14 protein-coding genes are annotated in these 15126 nt (G+C 70.3%); 6 read left to right on the top strand and 8 right to left on the bottom strand.

Features of this window, described 5'->3' with window-relative positions; all coding sequences use genetic code 11:
* Positions 1 to 99: 99 nt before the first annotated feature.
* From V2J18_RS20255 to rpsU, 4 genes are all read right to left on the bottom strand, one after another.
* Entirely contained in the window at positions 100 to 1023 is a 924-nt protein-coding gene (locus V2J18_RS20255; protein WP_336132712.1) for a YihY/virulence factor BrkB family protein, read from the bottom strand.
* Between the two features lie 53 nt (positions 1024 to 1076).
* Positions 1077 to 1247 (bottom strand): SEC-C metal-binding domain-containing protein, encoded by a 171-nt coding sequence (locus tag V2J18_RS23185; RefSeq protein WP_425606124.1) that lies wholly within the window; start codon positions 1245 to 1247, stop codon positions 1077 to 1079.
* Between the two features lie 272 nt (positions 1248 to 1519).
* A complete protein-coding gene (locus V2J18_RS20250) occupies positions 1520 to 1966 on the bottom strand; it encodes a GatB/YqeY domain-containing protein (RefSeq protein ID WP_064749375.1) in 447 nt (148 codons plus the stop codon).
* 194 nt (positions 1967 to 2160) lie between these two features.
* Entirely contained in the window at positions 2161 to 2376 is a 216-nt protein-coding gene (rpsU, locus tag V2J18_RS20245) for a 30S ribosomal protein S21 (RefSeq protein ID WP_031371286.1), read from the bottom strand.
* Positions 2377 to 2512: 136 nt separating this feature from the next.
* On the opposite strand from rpsU, the gene tsaD reads away from it, so the two are divergent.
* The 6 genes from tsaD to V2J18_RS20215 all read left to right on the top strand — a co-directional run bounded on the left by tsaD (position 2513) and on the right by V2J18_RS20215 (position 9766).
* On the top strand, positions 2513 to 3535 hold the full coding sequence (gene tsaD / locus V2J18_RS20240) for a tRNA (adenosine(37)-N6)-threonylcarbamoyltransferase complex transferase subunit TsaD (RefSeq protein WP_064749376.1): 1023 nt from the start codon (positions 2513 to 2515) through the stop codon (positions 3533 to 3535).
* Between the two features lie 165 nt (positions 3536 to 3700).
* Entirely contained in the window at positions 3701 to 4057 is a 357-nt protein-coding gene (gene folB, locus V2J18_RS20235; protein ID WP_064749377.1) for a dihydroneopterin aldolase, read from the top strand.
* Between the two features lie 323 nt (positions 4058 to 4380).
* Positions 4381 to 5211 carry a DUF6159 family protein gene (locus V2J18_RS20230; protein WP_064749387.1) on the top strand — a complete coding sequence of 277 codons (831 nt, stop codon included), beginning with the start codon at positions 4381 to 4383 and terminating at the stop codon, positions 5209 to 5211.
* A 252-nt stretch (positions 5212 to 5463) separates the two neighbouring features.
* A complete protein-coding gene (locus V2J18_RS20225) occupies positions 5464 to 6648 on the top strand; it encodes a class I SAM-dependent methyltransferase (RefSeq protein WP_087960758.1) in 1185 nt (394 codons plus the stop codon).
* The gene (locus tag V2J18_RS20220) at positions 6645 to 7052 is read left to right on the top strand and encodes a VanZ family protein (RefSeq protein ID WP_064749385.1); all 408 of its coding nucleotides are present in this window, start codon (positions 6645 to 6647) and stop codon (positions 7050 to 7052) included. The genes V2J18_RS20225 and V2J18_RS20220 overlap by 4 nt, the downstream gene beginning before the upstream one ends.
* A gap of 215 nt (positions 7053 to 7267) precedes the next feature.
* Positions 7268 to 9766 carry a TonB-dependent receptor plug domain-containing protein gene (locus V2J18_RS20215; RefSeq protein ID WP_075575242.1) on the top strand — a complete coding sequence of 833 codons (2499 nt, stop codon included), beginning with the start codon at positions 7268 to 7270 and terminating at the stop codon, positions 9764 to 9766.
* Positions 9767 to 9949: 183 nt separating this feature from the next.
* Here the strand turns inward: V2J18_RS20215 and V2J18_RS20210 are convergent, their stop codons facing one another.
* From V2J18_RS20210 to V2J18_RS20195, 4 genes are all read right to left on the bottom strand, one after another.
* Positions 9950 to 11182: a multifunctional CCA addition/repair protein gene (locus tag V2J18_RS20210; RefSeq protein ID WP_336132711.1), complete on the bottom strand. Its 1233-nt coding sequence runs from the start codon at positions 11180 to 11182 to the stop codon at positions 9950 to 9952.
* 160 nt (positions 11183 to 11342) lie between these two features.
* A complete protein-coding gene (locus V2J18_RS20205) occupies positions 11343 to 11720 on the bottom strand; it encodes a PH domain-containing protein (protein ID WP_064749383.1) in 378 nt (125 codons plus the stop codon).
* A gap of 194 nt (positions 11721 to 11914) precedes the next feature.
* On the bottom strand, positions 11915 to 12829 hold the full coding sequence (locus tag V2J18_RS20200; RefSeq protein ID WP_064749382.1) for a complex I NDUFA9 subunit family protein: 915 nt from the start codon (positions 12827 to 12829) through the stop codon (positions 11915 to 11917).
* Between the two features lie 7 nt (positions 12830 to 12836).
* Positions 12837 to 14924 carry a lytic transglycosylase domain-containing protein gene (locus V2J18_RS20195; RefSeq protein WP_336132710.1) on the bottom strand — a complete coding sequence of 696 codons (2088 nt, stop codon included), beginning with the start codon at positions 14922 to 14924 and terminating at the stop codon, positions 12837 to 12839.
* Positions 14925 to 15126 lie beyond the last annotated feature (202 nt).

The raw sequence follows: 15126 nt of genomic DNA, 5'->3' as shown, positions 1-15126 counted from the left end.
CGGGGCGCCCGGGCATCGGGCGCGATCGCTGCTTGATGGATCGGCGCCTAGGATGCCATGCGCGGCGTCGGCGGGGCGTGGCCGGGTGCGGCCGCTGGCTCAGGCCGATGCGGCGGCGCGCGCCTCGCTCAGGCGCCGGCGCAGCCGTGCGCGTTCCTCCAGCGTCGCGGTGATCAGCGCGCCGAGCAGGAACACCACGGCGCAGTAGTACATCCATACCAGCATCACCACCAGGCCGCCGGCCGGGCCGTAGGCGCTGCCGAGGCTGGCCTGGCCTAGGTACAGGCCGATCGCGCTGCGGCCGAGCATGAACATGGCCGCGGTCAGGGCGCCGCCGAGCAGGGCGCGGCGGCGGCCGACCGGCCGGTCCGGCAGCCAGCGGTACATGGCGGCGAAGACCAGCGCGTAGAGCAGGAACGAGACGACGCCGGCGACCAGCGGCAGCAGGTCGGGCAGGTAGGCGATCAGCAGCTGCAGCGCCGCCTGCACCGCCATCGACACCACCAGCAGGAAGCCGACGCTGATCGCCATGCCGAACGAGAGCAGGCGCTTGCGCAGCCAGGCCAAGACCCCGCCCAGGCGCTGGGCGTCGCTGCGGAACACCCGGTTCAGCGCCGCCTGCAACTGGCCGAACACCGCCGAGGCGCCGACCAGCAGCGCCAGCACGCCGAAGCCGGCGGCCAGCGACCCGGTGTCGGGCCGGTGTTCGGCATTGGCGACGATCAGCCGCGCCGTGCCCTCGACTTCGCTGCCGACCAATTGGCCGATCTGGCGGAAGAATTCTTCCTGCGCCGAGGGATACAGCGCCGTGGTCAGCCACAGCAGCAACAGCACCAGCGGCGCCAGCGACAGCAGGGTGTAGAACGACAGCGCCGCGGCCAGGGCCAGCAGGTCGTACTCGAAGAAGCGCTCCAGCAACTGCGCCGGCGCACTGCGCTGCAGCCGCGCCTGCAGGGCGCTGATGCGCTCGGCCGGGGCGTCGGAGTCGGAAGGCGGCGCGGGCGGGCTGGGGTCGGGGGACATGCGGCCGAAGAGGGCGACGCGTGCGGCGTCGCCCTCAGTATGCCGGGGTCGGCTCAGGCGGGCGTGGCGGCGATGCTCAGGCGCGTGCCTGCGCCGCGTTCAGTCGCAGCGGCGGTCGCGATGGTAGTCGTGACGGCCGACGCCGTCGTGACGACCGCTGTGCAGACAGCAATTCTCTTGAACCTCCGTGCCGAACCGCAGGGGCAGAGGTCGTTGCGGCCCAGCTTCTCGACCAGTTCCTTGTCGCCGTGGACGAAGCGGCGGCCGCGGCCGACCTGAGTTTCGGAGGGATAGCCCTGGCGACGCTTGCGGGTGAGCTCAACCGCGGGCGCGGTCTCGAAAGCAGTCGGGGCGGGCGCGATGGCGCAGTTTCATGGGACACCTCCTGATGTGCGGCCAGAGAATCGCTCGTGGCCGGTGAAGGACGCCGCCGTGGGCGGCGTCCGGGTCCTGCGGCCGCGCGCGAAGGCGCGGCGGGTTGTGCGGCGACGGCTGCTCAGCCGGCCAGGCGCTGCTTGGCCAGGGCGGAAACCTGGCCCATGTCGGCCTTGCCGGCCAGCTTGGCCTTGAGCGGGCCCATCAGCTTGCCCAGGTCGGCCGGCGCGCTCGCGCCGACCTCGGCGATGACCGCGTCGACCACGGCCAGGATCTCGGCCTCGCCCAGCTTGGCCGGCAGATAGCGTTCGATCACGGTGATTTCGTCGCGCTCGACCTGGGCCAGGTCCTCGCGGGCCGCCGCCTGGTACTGGCTGACCGAGTCGCGGCGCTGCTTGACCATCTTGTCGAGCACCGCGATCACCGCGGTGTCGTCCAGCTCGATGCGCTCGTCGACTTCCTTCTGCTTGAGCGCGGCGTTGATCAGGCGGATCACGCCCAGGGACTGCTTGTCGCCGCTCTTCATCGCGGCCTTCATGTCTTCGGTGAGGCGTTGTTTGAGGCTCATGGGCGGGGATTCGGGATGGGGGATTGGCAGGGGCGGGCGAAGGAACGGGAGGCTGCGGGCTTTGCGAATCCCGACTCTCCCATCCCGTCATCCCGGCTGGAAACGCAAAAAGCCGGCGGCGCCCGAGGCGCGGCCGGCTTCTTGCTCGCTACGCGCGCGCATCGACCCGAGGCCGAGCGGCGCGGAACGGGCGATCAGTACAGGCGCTGACGCTTGGTAACGTCGCGCGAAGCGCGGCGAGCCTGACGCTTCACCGCAGCCGCGGCCTTGCGCTTGCGTTCCTGCGTCGGCTTTTCGTAGAACTCGCGCTTGCGGGTCTCGGCCAGAACGCCGGCCTTCTCGCAGGTGCGCTTGAAGCGGCGCAGGGCAAATTCGAAAGGCTCGTTTTCGCGGACTTTGACGCTGGGCATACGTTATCTCGTTAGGGAACCGGCCCGGGCAGACCGGGAGAGCCGCGCATTATAGCGACGGTCCTGCGGAAGGTGCAACATACACCCCCATGAACGCGACATTCTCCCAGAAAACGGCGGCCGGCGGGGTGCTCCGATGAAGGTCCTCGGCATCGAGACCAGCTGCGACGAGACCGGCGTCGCCGTCTACGACACCCGGGCCGGGCTGCGCGCCCATGCCCTCTACAGCCAGATCGCCCTGCACGCCGAATACGGCGGGGTGGTGCCGGAGTTGGCCAGTCGCGACCACGTGCGCAAGCTGCTGCCGCTGATCCGCCAGACCCTGGCCGAATCGGACCTGCGCCCGCAAGACCTGGACGGGGTGGCCTACACCGCCGGCCCGGGCCTGGTCGGCGCCCTGCTGGTCGGGGCCGGGGTCGCCCGCGCCTTGGCCTGGGCCCTGGACGTGCCGGCGGTGGCCATCCACCACATGGAAGGCCACCTGCTGGCGCCGCTGATGGAGGACGACCCGCTGGGCCGGCCGCAACCGCCGTTCGTGGCCCTGCTGGTGTCCGGCGGCCACACCCAACTGGTCGCGGTCGACGCCATCGGCCGCTACCGCCTGCTCGGCGAGACCCTGGACGACGCTGCCGGCGAGGCCTTCGACAAGACCGCCAAGCTGATGGGATTGCCGTATCCGGGGGGACCGCAATTGGCCGCCCAGGCCGAGCTCGGCGTGCCGGGCCGGTTCAAGTTCGCCCGGCCGATGACCGACCGGCCCGGCCTGGACTTCAGCTTCAGCGGACTCAAGACCCAGGTCCTGCTGGCCTGGCAGAACAGCGACCGCAGCGACCAGACCCGCGCCGACATCGCCCGCGGCTTCGAAGACGCGGTGGTCGACACCCTGGCGATCAAGTGCCAGCGCGCCCTCGACGCGGCCGGCTGCGACACCCTGGTGGTCGCCGGCGGCGTCGGCGCCAACCGCCGCCTGCGCGCCAAGCTGGCGGCGATGGCGGAAAAGCGCGGCGGCCGGGTCTGCTTCCCGCGCCCGGCCTTCTGCACCGACAACGGCGCGATGATCGCCTACGCCGGCGCACTGCGCCTGGAAGCCGGCCAGCACGAGGACGCCGCGGTCAAGGTGACGCCGCGCTGGGACATGGCGTTATTGCGGGAGGTCTGAGGGGCCGGGATTGGGGATTGGGGATTGGCAAGAGCGGGTCCGCGAATGGCTGGCGCCTTGCCCGTTCCCCGCCTTTGCCAATCCTCAATCACCAATCCCCGCTACACCGCCTACCATGGCCCCGCTTCTACCAATCCCAATCCCCAATCCCGAATCCCCGCCCCCATGGACCACGTCTTCATCGAAGGCCTCGAGCTCGAGGCCGTGATCGGCATTTACGATTGGGAACGCAAGATCCGTCAGCCGCTGGTGTTCGATCTGGAAATGGACTTCGACAACCGGGTGCCGGCGGCCAGCGACGCGATCGGCGATACCCTGGACTACAAGGCGATCAGCGACCGTATCGCGCAGTACGTGGGGCAGTCGCAGTTCGGTCTGGTCGAGACGCTGGCCGAGCGGGTCGCGGCGATCGTGATCGAGGAATTCGGGGTGAGCCGGGTACGGCTCAAGCTGACCAAGCCCAGCGCGATCCGCGGCGCGCGCGGGGTGGGAGTGCGCATCGAGCGCTCGCGCGCGGCGTGAGGCGCGTGCGCTGAGCGATCGCGCAGGGTGGTCCGGAGCCGGCCGTGCGCGACGCGCGCAGCGCCGGCGTGGCGGCCCCGTTCCGTTCTCGGCCGATCTTGCGAACGGCCGCATGAGGGGGGGGGCGTGGGTGCGGCGTTCGGCATCGGCGCGCCGGCGTGCAATCCCGACTTCCCGGCCGGCCTTGCGGTCGCCGGCCCGCCGCACGCGCTGCCGTGCCTCCGGCCCGCAAGGCGATCGTTTGCCGGGGCCGTCGACGGCCCCTCTTGCGCATCGCCGCGCCAGGTTCGACGATGCGGCGGGGAATTCGTAGGGGAAGAACGATGTTCGACAAACTTTCGCGCAGCTGGGAGCTGGTCAAGGCCAGCGCCGCGGTGTTGCGTTCGGATCGGGAGCTGATGCTGTTCCCGGTGATTTCGGCGATCTGCGTGCTGGTGGTGCTGGCCACCTTCCTGATCCCGGTGGTGGTCATGGACGCGTTCGCCGACGGCTTCGGCGCCGGCGCGGCGGTGCTGACGTTCGCGTTCTATTTCTGCCAGTACTTCGTGATCATCTTCTGCAACTGCGCCCTGGTCAGCGGCGCGATGATCCGGCTGGAGGGCGGCAACCCGACCCTGGCCGACGGTTTCCGCGCCGCGACCGCGCGGCTGGGCTCGATCGCCGGCTACGCCGCCATCGCCGCGACCGTCGGCATGATCCTGCAGGCGCTCAAGGATCGCGACAACAACTTCATCGTGCGCCTGATCGGCAGCGCGCTCGGCGCGGCCTGGACCATGGCCACTTTCCTGGTGGTGCCGGTGCTGGTGGCCGAGGACATCGGCCCGGTCGACGCGGTCAAGCGCAGTGTCGCGCTGTTCAAGCGCACCTGGGGCGAAAGCGCCGCCGGCATGGTCGGCATCGGCTTCGCCTTCGCCGCGATCATGGTCGGCACCGGCCTGGCCGGCTTCGGCCTGGCCTGGCTGCTGGGCCTGGTGTCGTCGGCGCTGGCGGTACTGGTCGGCGCGCTGACCGTACTCGCCCTGCTCGCGCTGGCGGTGTACCAGAGCGCGCTCGGCGGAGTGTATTCGGCCGCGTTGTACCGCTACGCCAACGAAGGCGAGCTGCCGGCCGGCTTCGAGGGCCTGCAGCTGGAAAGCGCGCTGGTCCGGCGCTGAGCGCGCTGCCTGTAAGGGCGGCGCGAACCGCGGCGAACCGAAGAGACGTTCCAAAGCGCGCTAGCCGCAGTCCGGACAGTCGGATCGTGCGGATTGCGCCGTTTGCCCGGTCTGCGGCCGCAGCGCCGATATAAACCGCTGCGACTGTCGCGGCTCACGCCGCTCCTGCAGCGGGGCGGCGGTCGCGCGGATGGGCCGCGGGCCGTATCCTGACGGCCCGCTTGCCGTGCGCCCGTGCGCGCCCCGAATCACGTGAATTCCTTCGATCTGCCCACTCCCGACGCCGATGCGCTGGCGCACAGCGCGCGCCTGTCCGCCCTGATCCATGAGCAGATCGCCGCTCATGGCGGCGCGATCCCGTTCTCGCGCTTCATGGAGCTGGCCTTGTACGCGCCGGGTCTGGGCTACTACAGCGCCGGCGCGAGCAAGTTCGGTGCCGAGGGCGATTTCGTCACCGCGCCCGAACTGGGGCCGGTGTTCGCCGCCTGCGTCGCCGAAGCGGTGGCGCCGGTGCTGCGGCAGATCGGTCCGCAGGCGCGGTTCCTCGAGTTGGGCGGCGGCACCGGCGCGTTCGCCGAAGTGGTGCTCAAGCGCTTGCTCGAACTCGACGCGCTGCCCGATCGCTACGCCATCCTCGAACCCAGCGCGCAACTGCGCCACCGGCAGCGCGAGCGCCTGCGCGAACGCTTGGTGCCGCCGGTGTTCGACTTGCTGGAATGGCCGGACGGCCCGTTCGGCGACGAGTGGGACGGCGTGTTGTTCGCCAACGAAGTGATCGACGCGCTGCCGACGCCGCGTTTCGCGATCCGCAACGAGGAAGTGTTCGAGGAGTACGTGGTCGCCGACGGCGAGGGCTTCGCCCGCACGCTGCGCCCGGCCGACGATTTCCTCGCCAACGCCGTGCGGCTGGCCGAGCGCCGGCTGGAGCGGCCGCTGGCCGAGGGCTATCGCTCGGAACTGCTGCCGCAGTTGCCGTATTGGATCCAGGCCGTGTCCGGCGGTCTGCGCCGCGGCGCGATGTTGTTCGTCGACTACGGTTATCCGCGCAGCGAGTACTACGCGCCCGAGCGCGCCGACGGCACCTTGCGCGCCTACTACCGCCATCGCGTCCACGGCGAGCCGCTGCTGTGGCCGGGGTTGCAGGACCTCACCGCCTCGGTCGATTTCACCGCCCTGGTCGAGGCCGGCGTGGCCGCTGGCTTCGATCTGGCGGGCTACTGCAATCAGGCCAGCTTCCTGCTCGGCAATGGCCTGGCCGGCGTGCTGGAAAGGATCGAGCGCATCGCCGATCCGGTCGAGAAGCAGCGTCGCCTCGATGAGGTCAAGCGCCTGACCCTGCCCAGCGAAATGGGCGAGCGTTTCCAGGTGATGGGCTTCGAGAAGGAGGTCGAGTTCGGCGTCGCCTTTCTCGCCGGCGACCTGAGCTTCCGCCTGTGAGCGTCCTGCGCGAATTCCGCCGGCCCGCGCTGTGGTGCGCGCTGGGCGCGGCGATGGTGCTGGCGGTGGTCGGCGCGACCTTGCTGCCCGCGCACGACTTGCCGCCCACGCCGTTCTCCGGCTTCGACAAGATCGAGCACTTCTCCGCCTATGCGGCGATGTCGGTCTACGCCGGCATGCTGTTCGCGCGCCGCCGCGCCCAGGCGGTCGCCGCTGCGGCGCTGATCGCGCTCGGCGTGGCGCTGGAGTTCGCCCAGGCCGGCCTGACCCAGTCGCGTACCGGCGACGTCGTCGATGCGCTCGCCAACAGCCTGGGCGCGCTGTTCGGCCTGTTGCTGGCGGCGACGCCGATCGCCGGCTGGTTGCAGCGCCTGGACCGCCGTCTGGCGCCGCGCGCCGGGTAAGGGCGGTGGCGCGGGTTTTGCGCAGTTTTCCCTGTTCAGTGCGTCGAGAGCACACATCCCCCTGAACCATGGATGAGCCTCGCGCCAGTAAGGCGAGGCTTGTCACAGTGCCAAGGTCGGCAAGGTCACGTGGCGACTTGCGCAAAGGTTAAAAACTTGTGAGGCTCCACCGCGGGCTGATCCGGCCTGCCCGTCCCTCGCAAGGAACCCCTTTCATGTCCGTAGCGCACCGCAACCGTCTGGCCATGGCCGTGGCCACCGCCATGGCCGCCACCCTGCTGGCCCCTTCCGCTTTCGCCCAGGACCCTGCGCCGGCGCCCAGCCGCGAAGCGACGACCCTCGATGCGGTCCAGGTCACCGGTTCGCGCGTGCGCGGCCGTGCCGCCGAAGACACCGCGGCGCCGGTGGACGTGATCGGCCAGGAAGAACTGACCGCGACCGGCGCGACCGAGATCGGCCAGATCCTGCAGATGCTGGAGCCCTCGTTCAATTTCTCCCGCACCTTCGTCAGCGACGGCACCGACATCCTGCGTCCGGCGACCCTGCGCTCGCTGGGTCCCGACCAAGTGCTGGTGCTGGTCAACGGCAAGCGCCGCCATCAGCAGGCGCTGGTCAACGTGCAGCAGACCATCGGCCGCGGCTCGGCCGGCACCGACATCAACGCGATCCCGCTGTCGGCGATCGAACGCATCGAAGTGCTGCGCGACGGCGCCGCCGCGCAGTACGGTTCCGACGCGATCTCGGGCGTGATCAACATCATCCTCAAGAAGCAGACCGAGGAGACCCAGCTCTCGTTCCAGGCCGGCCAGTACTACGCCGGCGACGGCGAGAACTACTCGGCCTCGGTCAACCACGGCTTCAAGCTCGGCGGCGACGGCGGTTACCTCAATCTGTCGCTGGAATACCGCGACCGCGCCGAGACCAACCGGGCCGGCCCGGACAGCCTGCGCGTGAACCCGCCGCGGGTGACCCAGCGCCTGGGCGACGCCGACGCGACCGACGCCTACTTCTGGTTCAACGGCGGCCTGCCGGTCGGCACCGGCGAGCTGTACTGGTTCGGCGGCCTGTCGCGTCGCGAAGGCGACTCCTCCGGCTTCTTCCGCAGCGCCGGCGACAACCGCACGGTGCCGGCGCTGTACCCGAACGGCTTCCTGCCCAACATCCTGACCACGGTCGACGACCACTCGCTGGCGGTCGGCTACAAGGCGCCGATCAACGACAACTGGGACTGGGACGTCTCGATCAACCGCGGCCGCAGCAAGTTCGGCTTCGAAGAGAGCAACTCGGTCAACGTCAGCTGGTGGTACGAGCCCAAGCCGGGCGGCGGCATCTACGCGGCCTCGCCGACCAAGGCCGACACCGGCACCCTGCAGGCCGACCAGACCACCTTCAACCTGGACTTCCGCGGCACGCTCAAGGGCTTCAACGACAACCCGCTGTACCTGGGCACCGGCCTGGAATACCGCAAGGACGACTACCAGATCCGCCCCGGCGCGCCGGTGACCTACACCTACGGCCGCAACAACGACCGCTCGATTCCGATCCTCGGCCAGGCCGGCGAGACCGCGCAGCCGGGCATGCAGGGCTTCCCGGGCTTCTCGCCGAACGAAGCGGTCGACGACGGCCGCCACAACTACGCCGTCTACCTCGATCTGGAAACCAACCTGACCGAGCGCTTCCTGCTCGGCGGCGCGATCCGCTACGAGGACTACTCCGACTTCGGCAACACCACCACCGGCAAGCTGTCGGCGCGCTTTGACGCCAGCGACGCGTTCGCGGTGCGCGGCACGGTATCGACCGGCTTCCGCGCGCCGGGCGTGCAGCAGCTGTTCTACAGCCAGCGTTCGACCAACCTCAACGCCGCCGGCGAGCTGACCGACACCCTGACCGCGCGCCAGGACAGCGCGGTGACCCGCGCCTTCGGCATCGAGCCGCTCAAGGAAGAAACCTCCAAGAGCGCATCGGTCGGCTTCGTGCTCAAGCCCAACGACCGCTTCTCGCTGACCCTGGACGTGTTCCGCATCGACATCGACGACCGGATCATCTTCTCCAGCAACATCCAGCCCGAGGCGGTCGGCAACAACGGCCTGCCGTGCGCGGCCAACAACGCCAACTGCCCGATCCGCGCCATCCTCGATCCGATCGGCGTCGGCCAGGTGCTGTTCTTCACCAACGCCATCGACACCCGCACCACCGGCGTCGACCTGGTCGCCAACCACAACACCGAGTTCGCCGGCGGCTCCAAGCTCAATCTGACCGCGCTGGTCCACTTCAACAAGACCGAAGTCAAGTCGCGCCGCTCGCAGTCGGCGATCCTGCCGCCGAACGTGCTGTTCGACGACACCCAGGTGACCCTGATCGAGGAAGGCCAGCCGCGCTCGCACCACGTGCTGCAGGGCGTGTACGAGGTCGGCGCCTGGGAATGGACCGCGCGCGCCAACTACTACGGCTCGGTCGCCGGCGAAGGCTTTACCCCGGGCGTCAAGCAGCGTTGGGGCGGCAAGTGGCTGGGCGATCTGGCGGTGCGCTACAAGTTCAGCGACCAGCTCAGCCTGACCGTTGGCGGCAACAACATCTTCGACACCTATCCCGACAAGTGGGACAAGGTCAGCGGCGCGCCGTTCCCGCAGCTGGGCTTCAAGTACGGCTGGGAAACCCTGCCGTTCGGCATGAACGGCGGCAGCTACTACGCGCGGATCGATTACCGCTTCTGATCGCGCAAGACCGTCGCACCGAAGCCGCCGCGCTCACCCGCGGCGGCTTTTTTGATCGGCCCCCTGTAGGAGCGGCGTAAGCCGCGACCACCGCAGCGACGTTCGAAAGCGCGGCCTCCGAAGCCCGAAGCTGCGGACGAGACGCTCGCGACCACCGCGGCGGTGGTCGCGGCTACGCCGCTCCTACAGGGGCTGGTCGGCCTTGCGCTGGGCGGCGATGGCTTCGATGCGGGCGCGGCGCATGGCTTCGCCGACCGCCGGCCCGCTGAGGCCGGGCGCCAGGTCGCTGGCGCGCACGGCCAGCGCGGCACGCAAGGCCGCAACCAGGGCCGCGCCCTGCGGATAGGGCTGGTCCTCCAGGCCCAGGCGGCCGCGCTTGTCGGCTTCGCAGGCCAGGCTCATCTGCTCGATCCGCTTCGGATTGCGCAAGCCGTCGCAACGCGCGATCAGTTCGTACACGCTGCGGGGACGCAGTTCGGCCAGACGATGCACGTTGAGGTGTTCGCGGCAGACCGCTTCGGCCAGCAGGCGGTGCTCGGTCGGAATCTTGAGCCGCGCGCACAGCTGCGCCAGCGGTTCCAGCCCGGCGTGCTCGTGGTTGTGGTGGCGCGGCAGCCGTTCGGCCGGGGTCAAGGCCTTGCCCAGGTCGTGGGTCAGCGCGGCGAAGCCGATCACGTCGTCGCCGGGCGCCAGCCGCGCGGCCATGTCCATCACCATCTCGGTGTGCACGCCGGTGTCGACCTCGGGGTGGTACTCCGGCCGTTGCGGCACGCCGTACAGCGCTTCGACTTCGGGCAGCACCGCACCGAGCGCGCCGGCCTGATGCAGGGTGCGCACGAACGCCGACGGCTGCGCGCAGGCCAGGGCGCGGCGCAGTTCCTGCCAGACCCGTTCGGCGACCAGCTCGGCGAGTTCTCCGGATTCGGCCATGCGCCGCATCAGCGCGATCGTTTCCGGCGCCACCTGGAAACCGTGCGCGGCGAAGCGGGCCATGAAGCGCGCCGCGCGCAGCACCCGCAGCGGGTCTTCGGCGAAGGCCGGTCCGACGTGGCGCAGCACCCGCCGCTCGATGTCGCGCGCGCCGCCATAGGGGTCGACCAGGCGGCCGTCCTCGGCGCGGGCGATGGCGTTGATGGTGAAATCGCGCCGGCCCAAGTCCTCTTCCAGGCTCACCGAGGGATCGGCGTCGACGACGAAACCGCGGTAGCCGCGGCCGGACTTGCGCTCGGTCCGGGCAAGCGCGTACTCCTCGCCGCTGTCCGGATGCAGGAACACCGGAAAGTCTTTGCCCACCGCCTTGAAGCCCGCGGCCAGCATCGCCTCCGGCGTTTCGCCGACCACCACGTAATCGCGATCCCCGGCCGGCAGGCCGAGCAAGGCATCGCGGACCGCGCCGCCGACGAGATAGGTTTTCATGCTTGGGACGGGGATTCGGGATTGGGGATCCGGGATGGGTAAAAGCGGGGCGGCGATGCGTGTCGCCTCGCTGGGGCGGGGGCGGATTCGTCGGAGTTGTTCAGTTGCGGGAGCCTTTGCTCTTGCCAATCCCGAATCCCCAATCCCGAATCCCGGCTCTTCAGCGCGGCGAATTCTGCGCCAGCAGGGCGATGATGTCTTCGGCGCCGGCGCTGCGGCCGAGGTGGCGCACGATCGGGTTCGCTTGTCCGGACACCCATAGCCGCAGTTCCGCTTCCAGGTCGAAATGGCCGGCGGTCTCCAGCGAGAACATGACGATGCTGCGGTAGGGCAGGCTGAGGAACTCGGTCTTGCGCCCGGTCACGCCCTGCTTGTCGACCAGGATCAGGCGCCGGTCGGTGAATACGATCAGGTCGCGGATCTCGCCGAACGCGCGCTGCACGGTCTCGCCCGGCGCCAGCAGCGGGGCGAAGTCGTCGTTGACTTTGTCGGCGGATTTGGCCCCGGCGTGGCCGAGCAGGGTGTCGAGCAGGCCCATGGCGCATTCCCTTCGCGTGAGATGGCTCCATCCTAGCGCAGCGCTGCGGCGCTGGTAGGAGCGGCGTGAGACGCGACCGCTGCAGCGGTGCGCGCGAGCGTAGCGCCCGAAGACCCGCGGCGCATGGAGCGGTATTGTCCGAACGTCCGGGCTTCGGCGACAACGCTGCCGATCGCCTCTGCGGCGGTCGCGGCTTAGGCCGCTGCTACAGGGGCCAGGCCGAGAATCTCGGGCAACTTCGGCAGCACCGGCGTCGGTTCGACGCCGAGCTTGAGCAGGCCGTTCTCGACGCTGGTCGAATCGGTCTGCAGCGAGCGCCAGTTGTCGCGGCTGATCGGCTTGCCCGGCAGGTGCTCGCCGACCTCGGCCTGCAGTTTGCCCAGCGCATCCGGCAGCGGCAGCACCAGACGCAGGCGGCCGCGCGCGCGCGCGGTGGCGCGCACGATCTCGCCCAGGGTCAGCACGTCCGGGCCGACCAGGTTGTAGCTGCGGCCGATGTGCTGGTCGTCGTTCAGCGCGTTGGCGAACGCCTGGACGACGTCGCCGATCCACACCGGCTGGAAGCGCGCGCCGGCGCGGCCGATCGGTAGCGCCGGCGCATAGCGCAGCAACTGATCGAAGCGGCAGAACAGGCCGTCGCCGGGGCCGGCGATCACCGACGGCCGGAACAGGGTCCAGTCGAGCTTGCTCGCGCGCACCCGCTGTTCGGCGCGGCCGCGCGATTCCAGGTAATGGCTCTGGCCGGTGCCGGCATTGAGCGCGCTCATCTGCAGCAGGCGCTGGACGCCCATGTCGCGCATCGCCTCGATCAGGGCGTCGAGCAGTTCGACGAACACGTGCTCGAAGCCGGCGCCGCTGTCGCCGCGCTCGTTGAGGATGCCGACCAGGTTGACCACCGCGTCGACGTCGTCGAGCACGGCGCGCAGGAAATCCGGATTGCCGACGTCGCCTTCGATCAGGCTGGCGTCGCGCGACAGCAGGCGCTTCTTGGCCGGCTCGACGCCGCGGCTGAGCACGGTGATGCGGCAGCGTTCGCGCAGCAGACGCTCGACCAGATGCCGGCCGACGAAGCCGGTGCCGCCGAGGACCAGGACGTGACGGCGCGCCATCGCGGCCTCACTCGCCTTCGGCGCTTGCCGCGGCCGCCGCCGGCGCCGCGGCGATCGGTTCGGCCGGACAGACGAAGGCCTTGCGCTTGCCGTCGACCACGCCGCGCAGGCGGTCGCCGACGTTCATCGCGTCGCCGTTGAGGCGCCAGTCGTAGATCACGCTGAAGGCGAGCACGCGCGCCACGTACTCGCGGGTCTCCTTGTAGCTGATGGTCTCGATCCAGAACTCCGGCTCCATGCCCGGGCGCTGCGACTGCCAGCGCGCCAGCGGCGCCGGGCCGGCGTTGTAGCCGGCCATGGCGAAGTAGGGCTGGCCGCCGTACTTGTCGAGCAATTGGCGCAGGTAGGCGGTGCCGAGCACGATGTTGGTGTCGGAGTCGTACAGGCTGGCGGCGCCGCCCCAGGGCAGGCCCAGGCTCTTGGCCACCTGCGCGCCGGTGCCGGGCAGCACCTGCATCAGCCCCATCGCGTTGGCGCCGGAGCGCGCCTTGGGATTGAACACGCTTTCGGCGCGGATCTCGGCCGCGACCCAGGCCGGGTCGATGCGGTTGGCGGCGGCCTCGCGGCGGATGGTGTCGCCGTGGTGCAGCGGGAAGCGCAAGTAGTACAGGCGCTGTTCCTGCGGCGTCTTGTTGAGCGAGAACACCGCGCGGTCGAACCATTGGTAGCCCTGCGCGACCTCGATCGCCAGGCGGCGCTGGGTGTCGTCGAAGCGGCTCAGCGCCTCGTCCCATTCGCGCACCGCCCAGCCGCTGCGGTCGATCTGGAACAGGCCCATCGCGCGCATCACCGCGCCGTCGCGGGCGACCGCGGTCTTGGCGGCGAGGCTGTCGGTCGGCTGCACCGGGCACAGTGCGTAGGGCGCGCCGAGCCGGTCGGCGGACAGGAAGCCGTGGAAGTCGGTCTTGCGCGCGGCTTCGCCGTACAGCCGCGCGGCGGTGGCCTTGTCGCCGGCGCGCTCGCTGAGCCGCGCCTCGAAGAACTGCCAGCGCGACTCGCCGCGCTGCTTGGCGCCCATCTTGCGGATCGCCGCCAGCGCAGCCGCCCAGTCCGAGCGCGCCATCGCCTCGCGCGCGCGCCACTCGTGCAGGCGCTCGTCGTAGGACACCTCCGGCACGGCGTTGAGCCGGCGCGCGGATTCGGGATCGTAGGAAGCCACCGACCACAGTGCGGTCTGGTACAGCACCCGGCCGCGGTCTTCGTCGCTGAAGTTCAGCGCGCCGGCGTATTTGGGCAGTTGCGCTTCGGCGCTGGCCGGCTGCGCCTTGGCCAGCTTGGCCAGGCCATAGGAGGCGATCTTGCGGCTGCGCTCGGTCTTGGGCCACGCGAGCGCGCGCTCGTTGACGTTGTCCAGGAACGCGGCGTAGTCGTTGGCCTGGGCCTGCTCGGCGGCGGGCAGGCCGCGCGCGGCCGCACGCATCACCGCCGGCTGCCACTCCGCAGCCGCGGCCTCGATGCGTTCCCAGCGCAGCTCCGGCGAAAGACCGCCGCGTGCGGCCAACACCGCGAACGGCGCATCGCAGCCGTCGGGCAGCGACTTGCCGCTGCTGCGCCAGATCGCCTGCGCTTCGCGGTTCCAGGCCGCGTCGGCCCGGCCCAGCGCCTGGCGCGCGTTCAATTCGGCGCAGCGCAGGGCCACGCTGCGTTCCTTGCCGCCGGTGCTGCGCGGGGTCCAGGCGGCGAGGAAGCTCGGCCAATCTTCGCGGCGCGCGGTCGCGGCCAGCCAGATCTCGCGGAAGGCGTCGCCGGAGGCTTCCTTGCCGCGACGGGCGAGGAAGTCGGCGGCCTGGCCGTTGTTGACCGCATCGATGTTGCGGCGCAGGTTCGCGTATTCGATCCAGCCGTACAGCGGATGGCGGGACAGATCGGCGTACTGGCCGGCATCGAAACCGCCGCGCTCGGCCGCTTCCAGCGCTGCGCGCACGCGCGGCAACTGCGGATCGGCCGCCGGCGCCGGCAGCGGATTGGCGATCGCGCGCGGCTTGACCGGCGTGCCCGCGGGGCTCGGCGCCGAGGCCGTGGTCTGGGCGCAGGCGGTGGTGGCGAGGGCCGCGACGAACGCGGCGACGGCGAGGCGGAGAGGGCGCGGGAGCATCGCCGGACTATAGCCCACAGCGGATGAATGCCTTATGTGAACACACCTGCGATGCGCACGGATTGCTATCGCCGTCGCGCTCGCCGTGTCCGCGCCGCGCGCACGGTCGCCAGCGCGCGGGACGGCGTGCAGAATGCGGCCTTCGCGTCGGAAACGTAATCCGGCGGCGCGATCGACGACCCGCGCCGATGCCGTTCCGGCG

This window comes from Lysobacter firmicutimachus (assembly GCF_037027445.1).
Classification (GTDB): domain Bacteria; phylum Pseudomonadota; class Gammaproteobacteria; order Xanthomonadales; family Xanthomonadaceae; genus Lysobacter; species Lysobacter firmicutimachus.
This window is presented reverse-complemented; position numbering and strand designations above follow the sequence as displayed.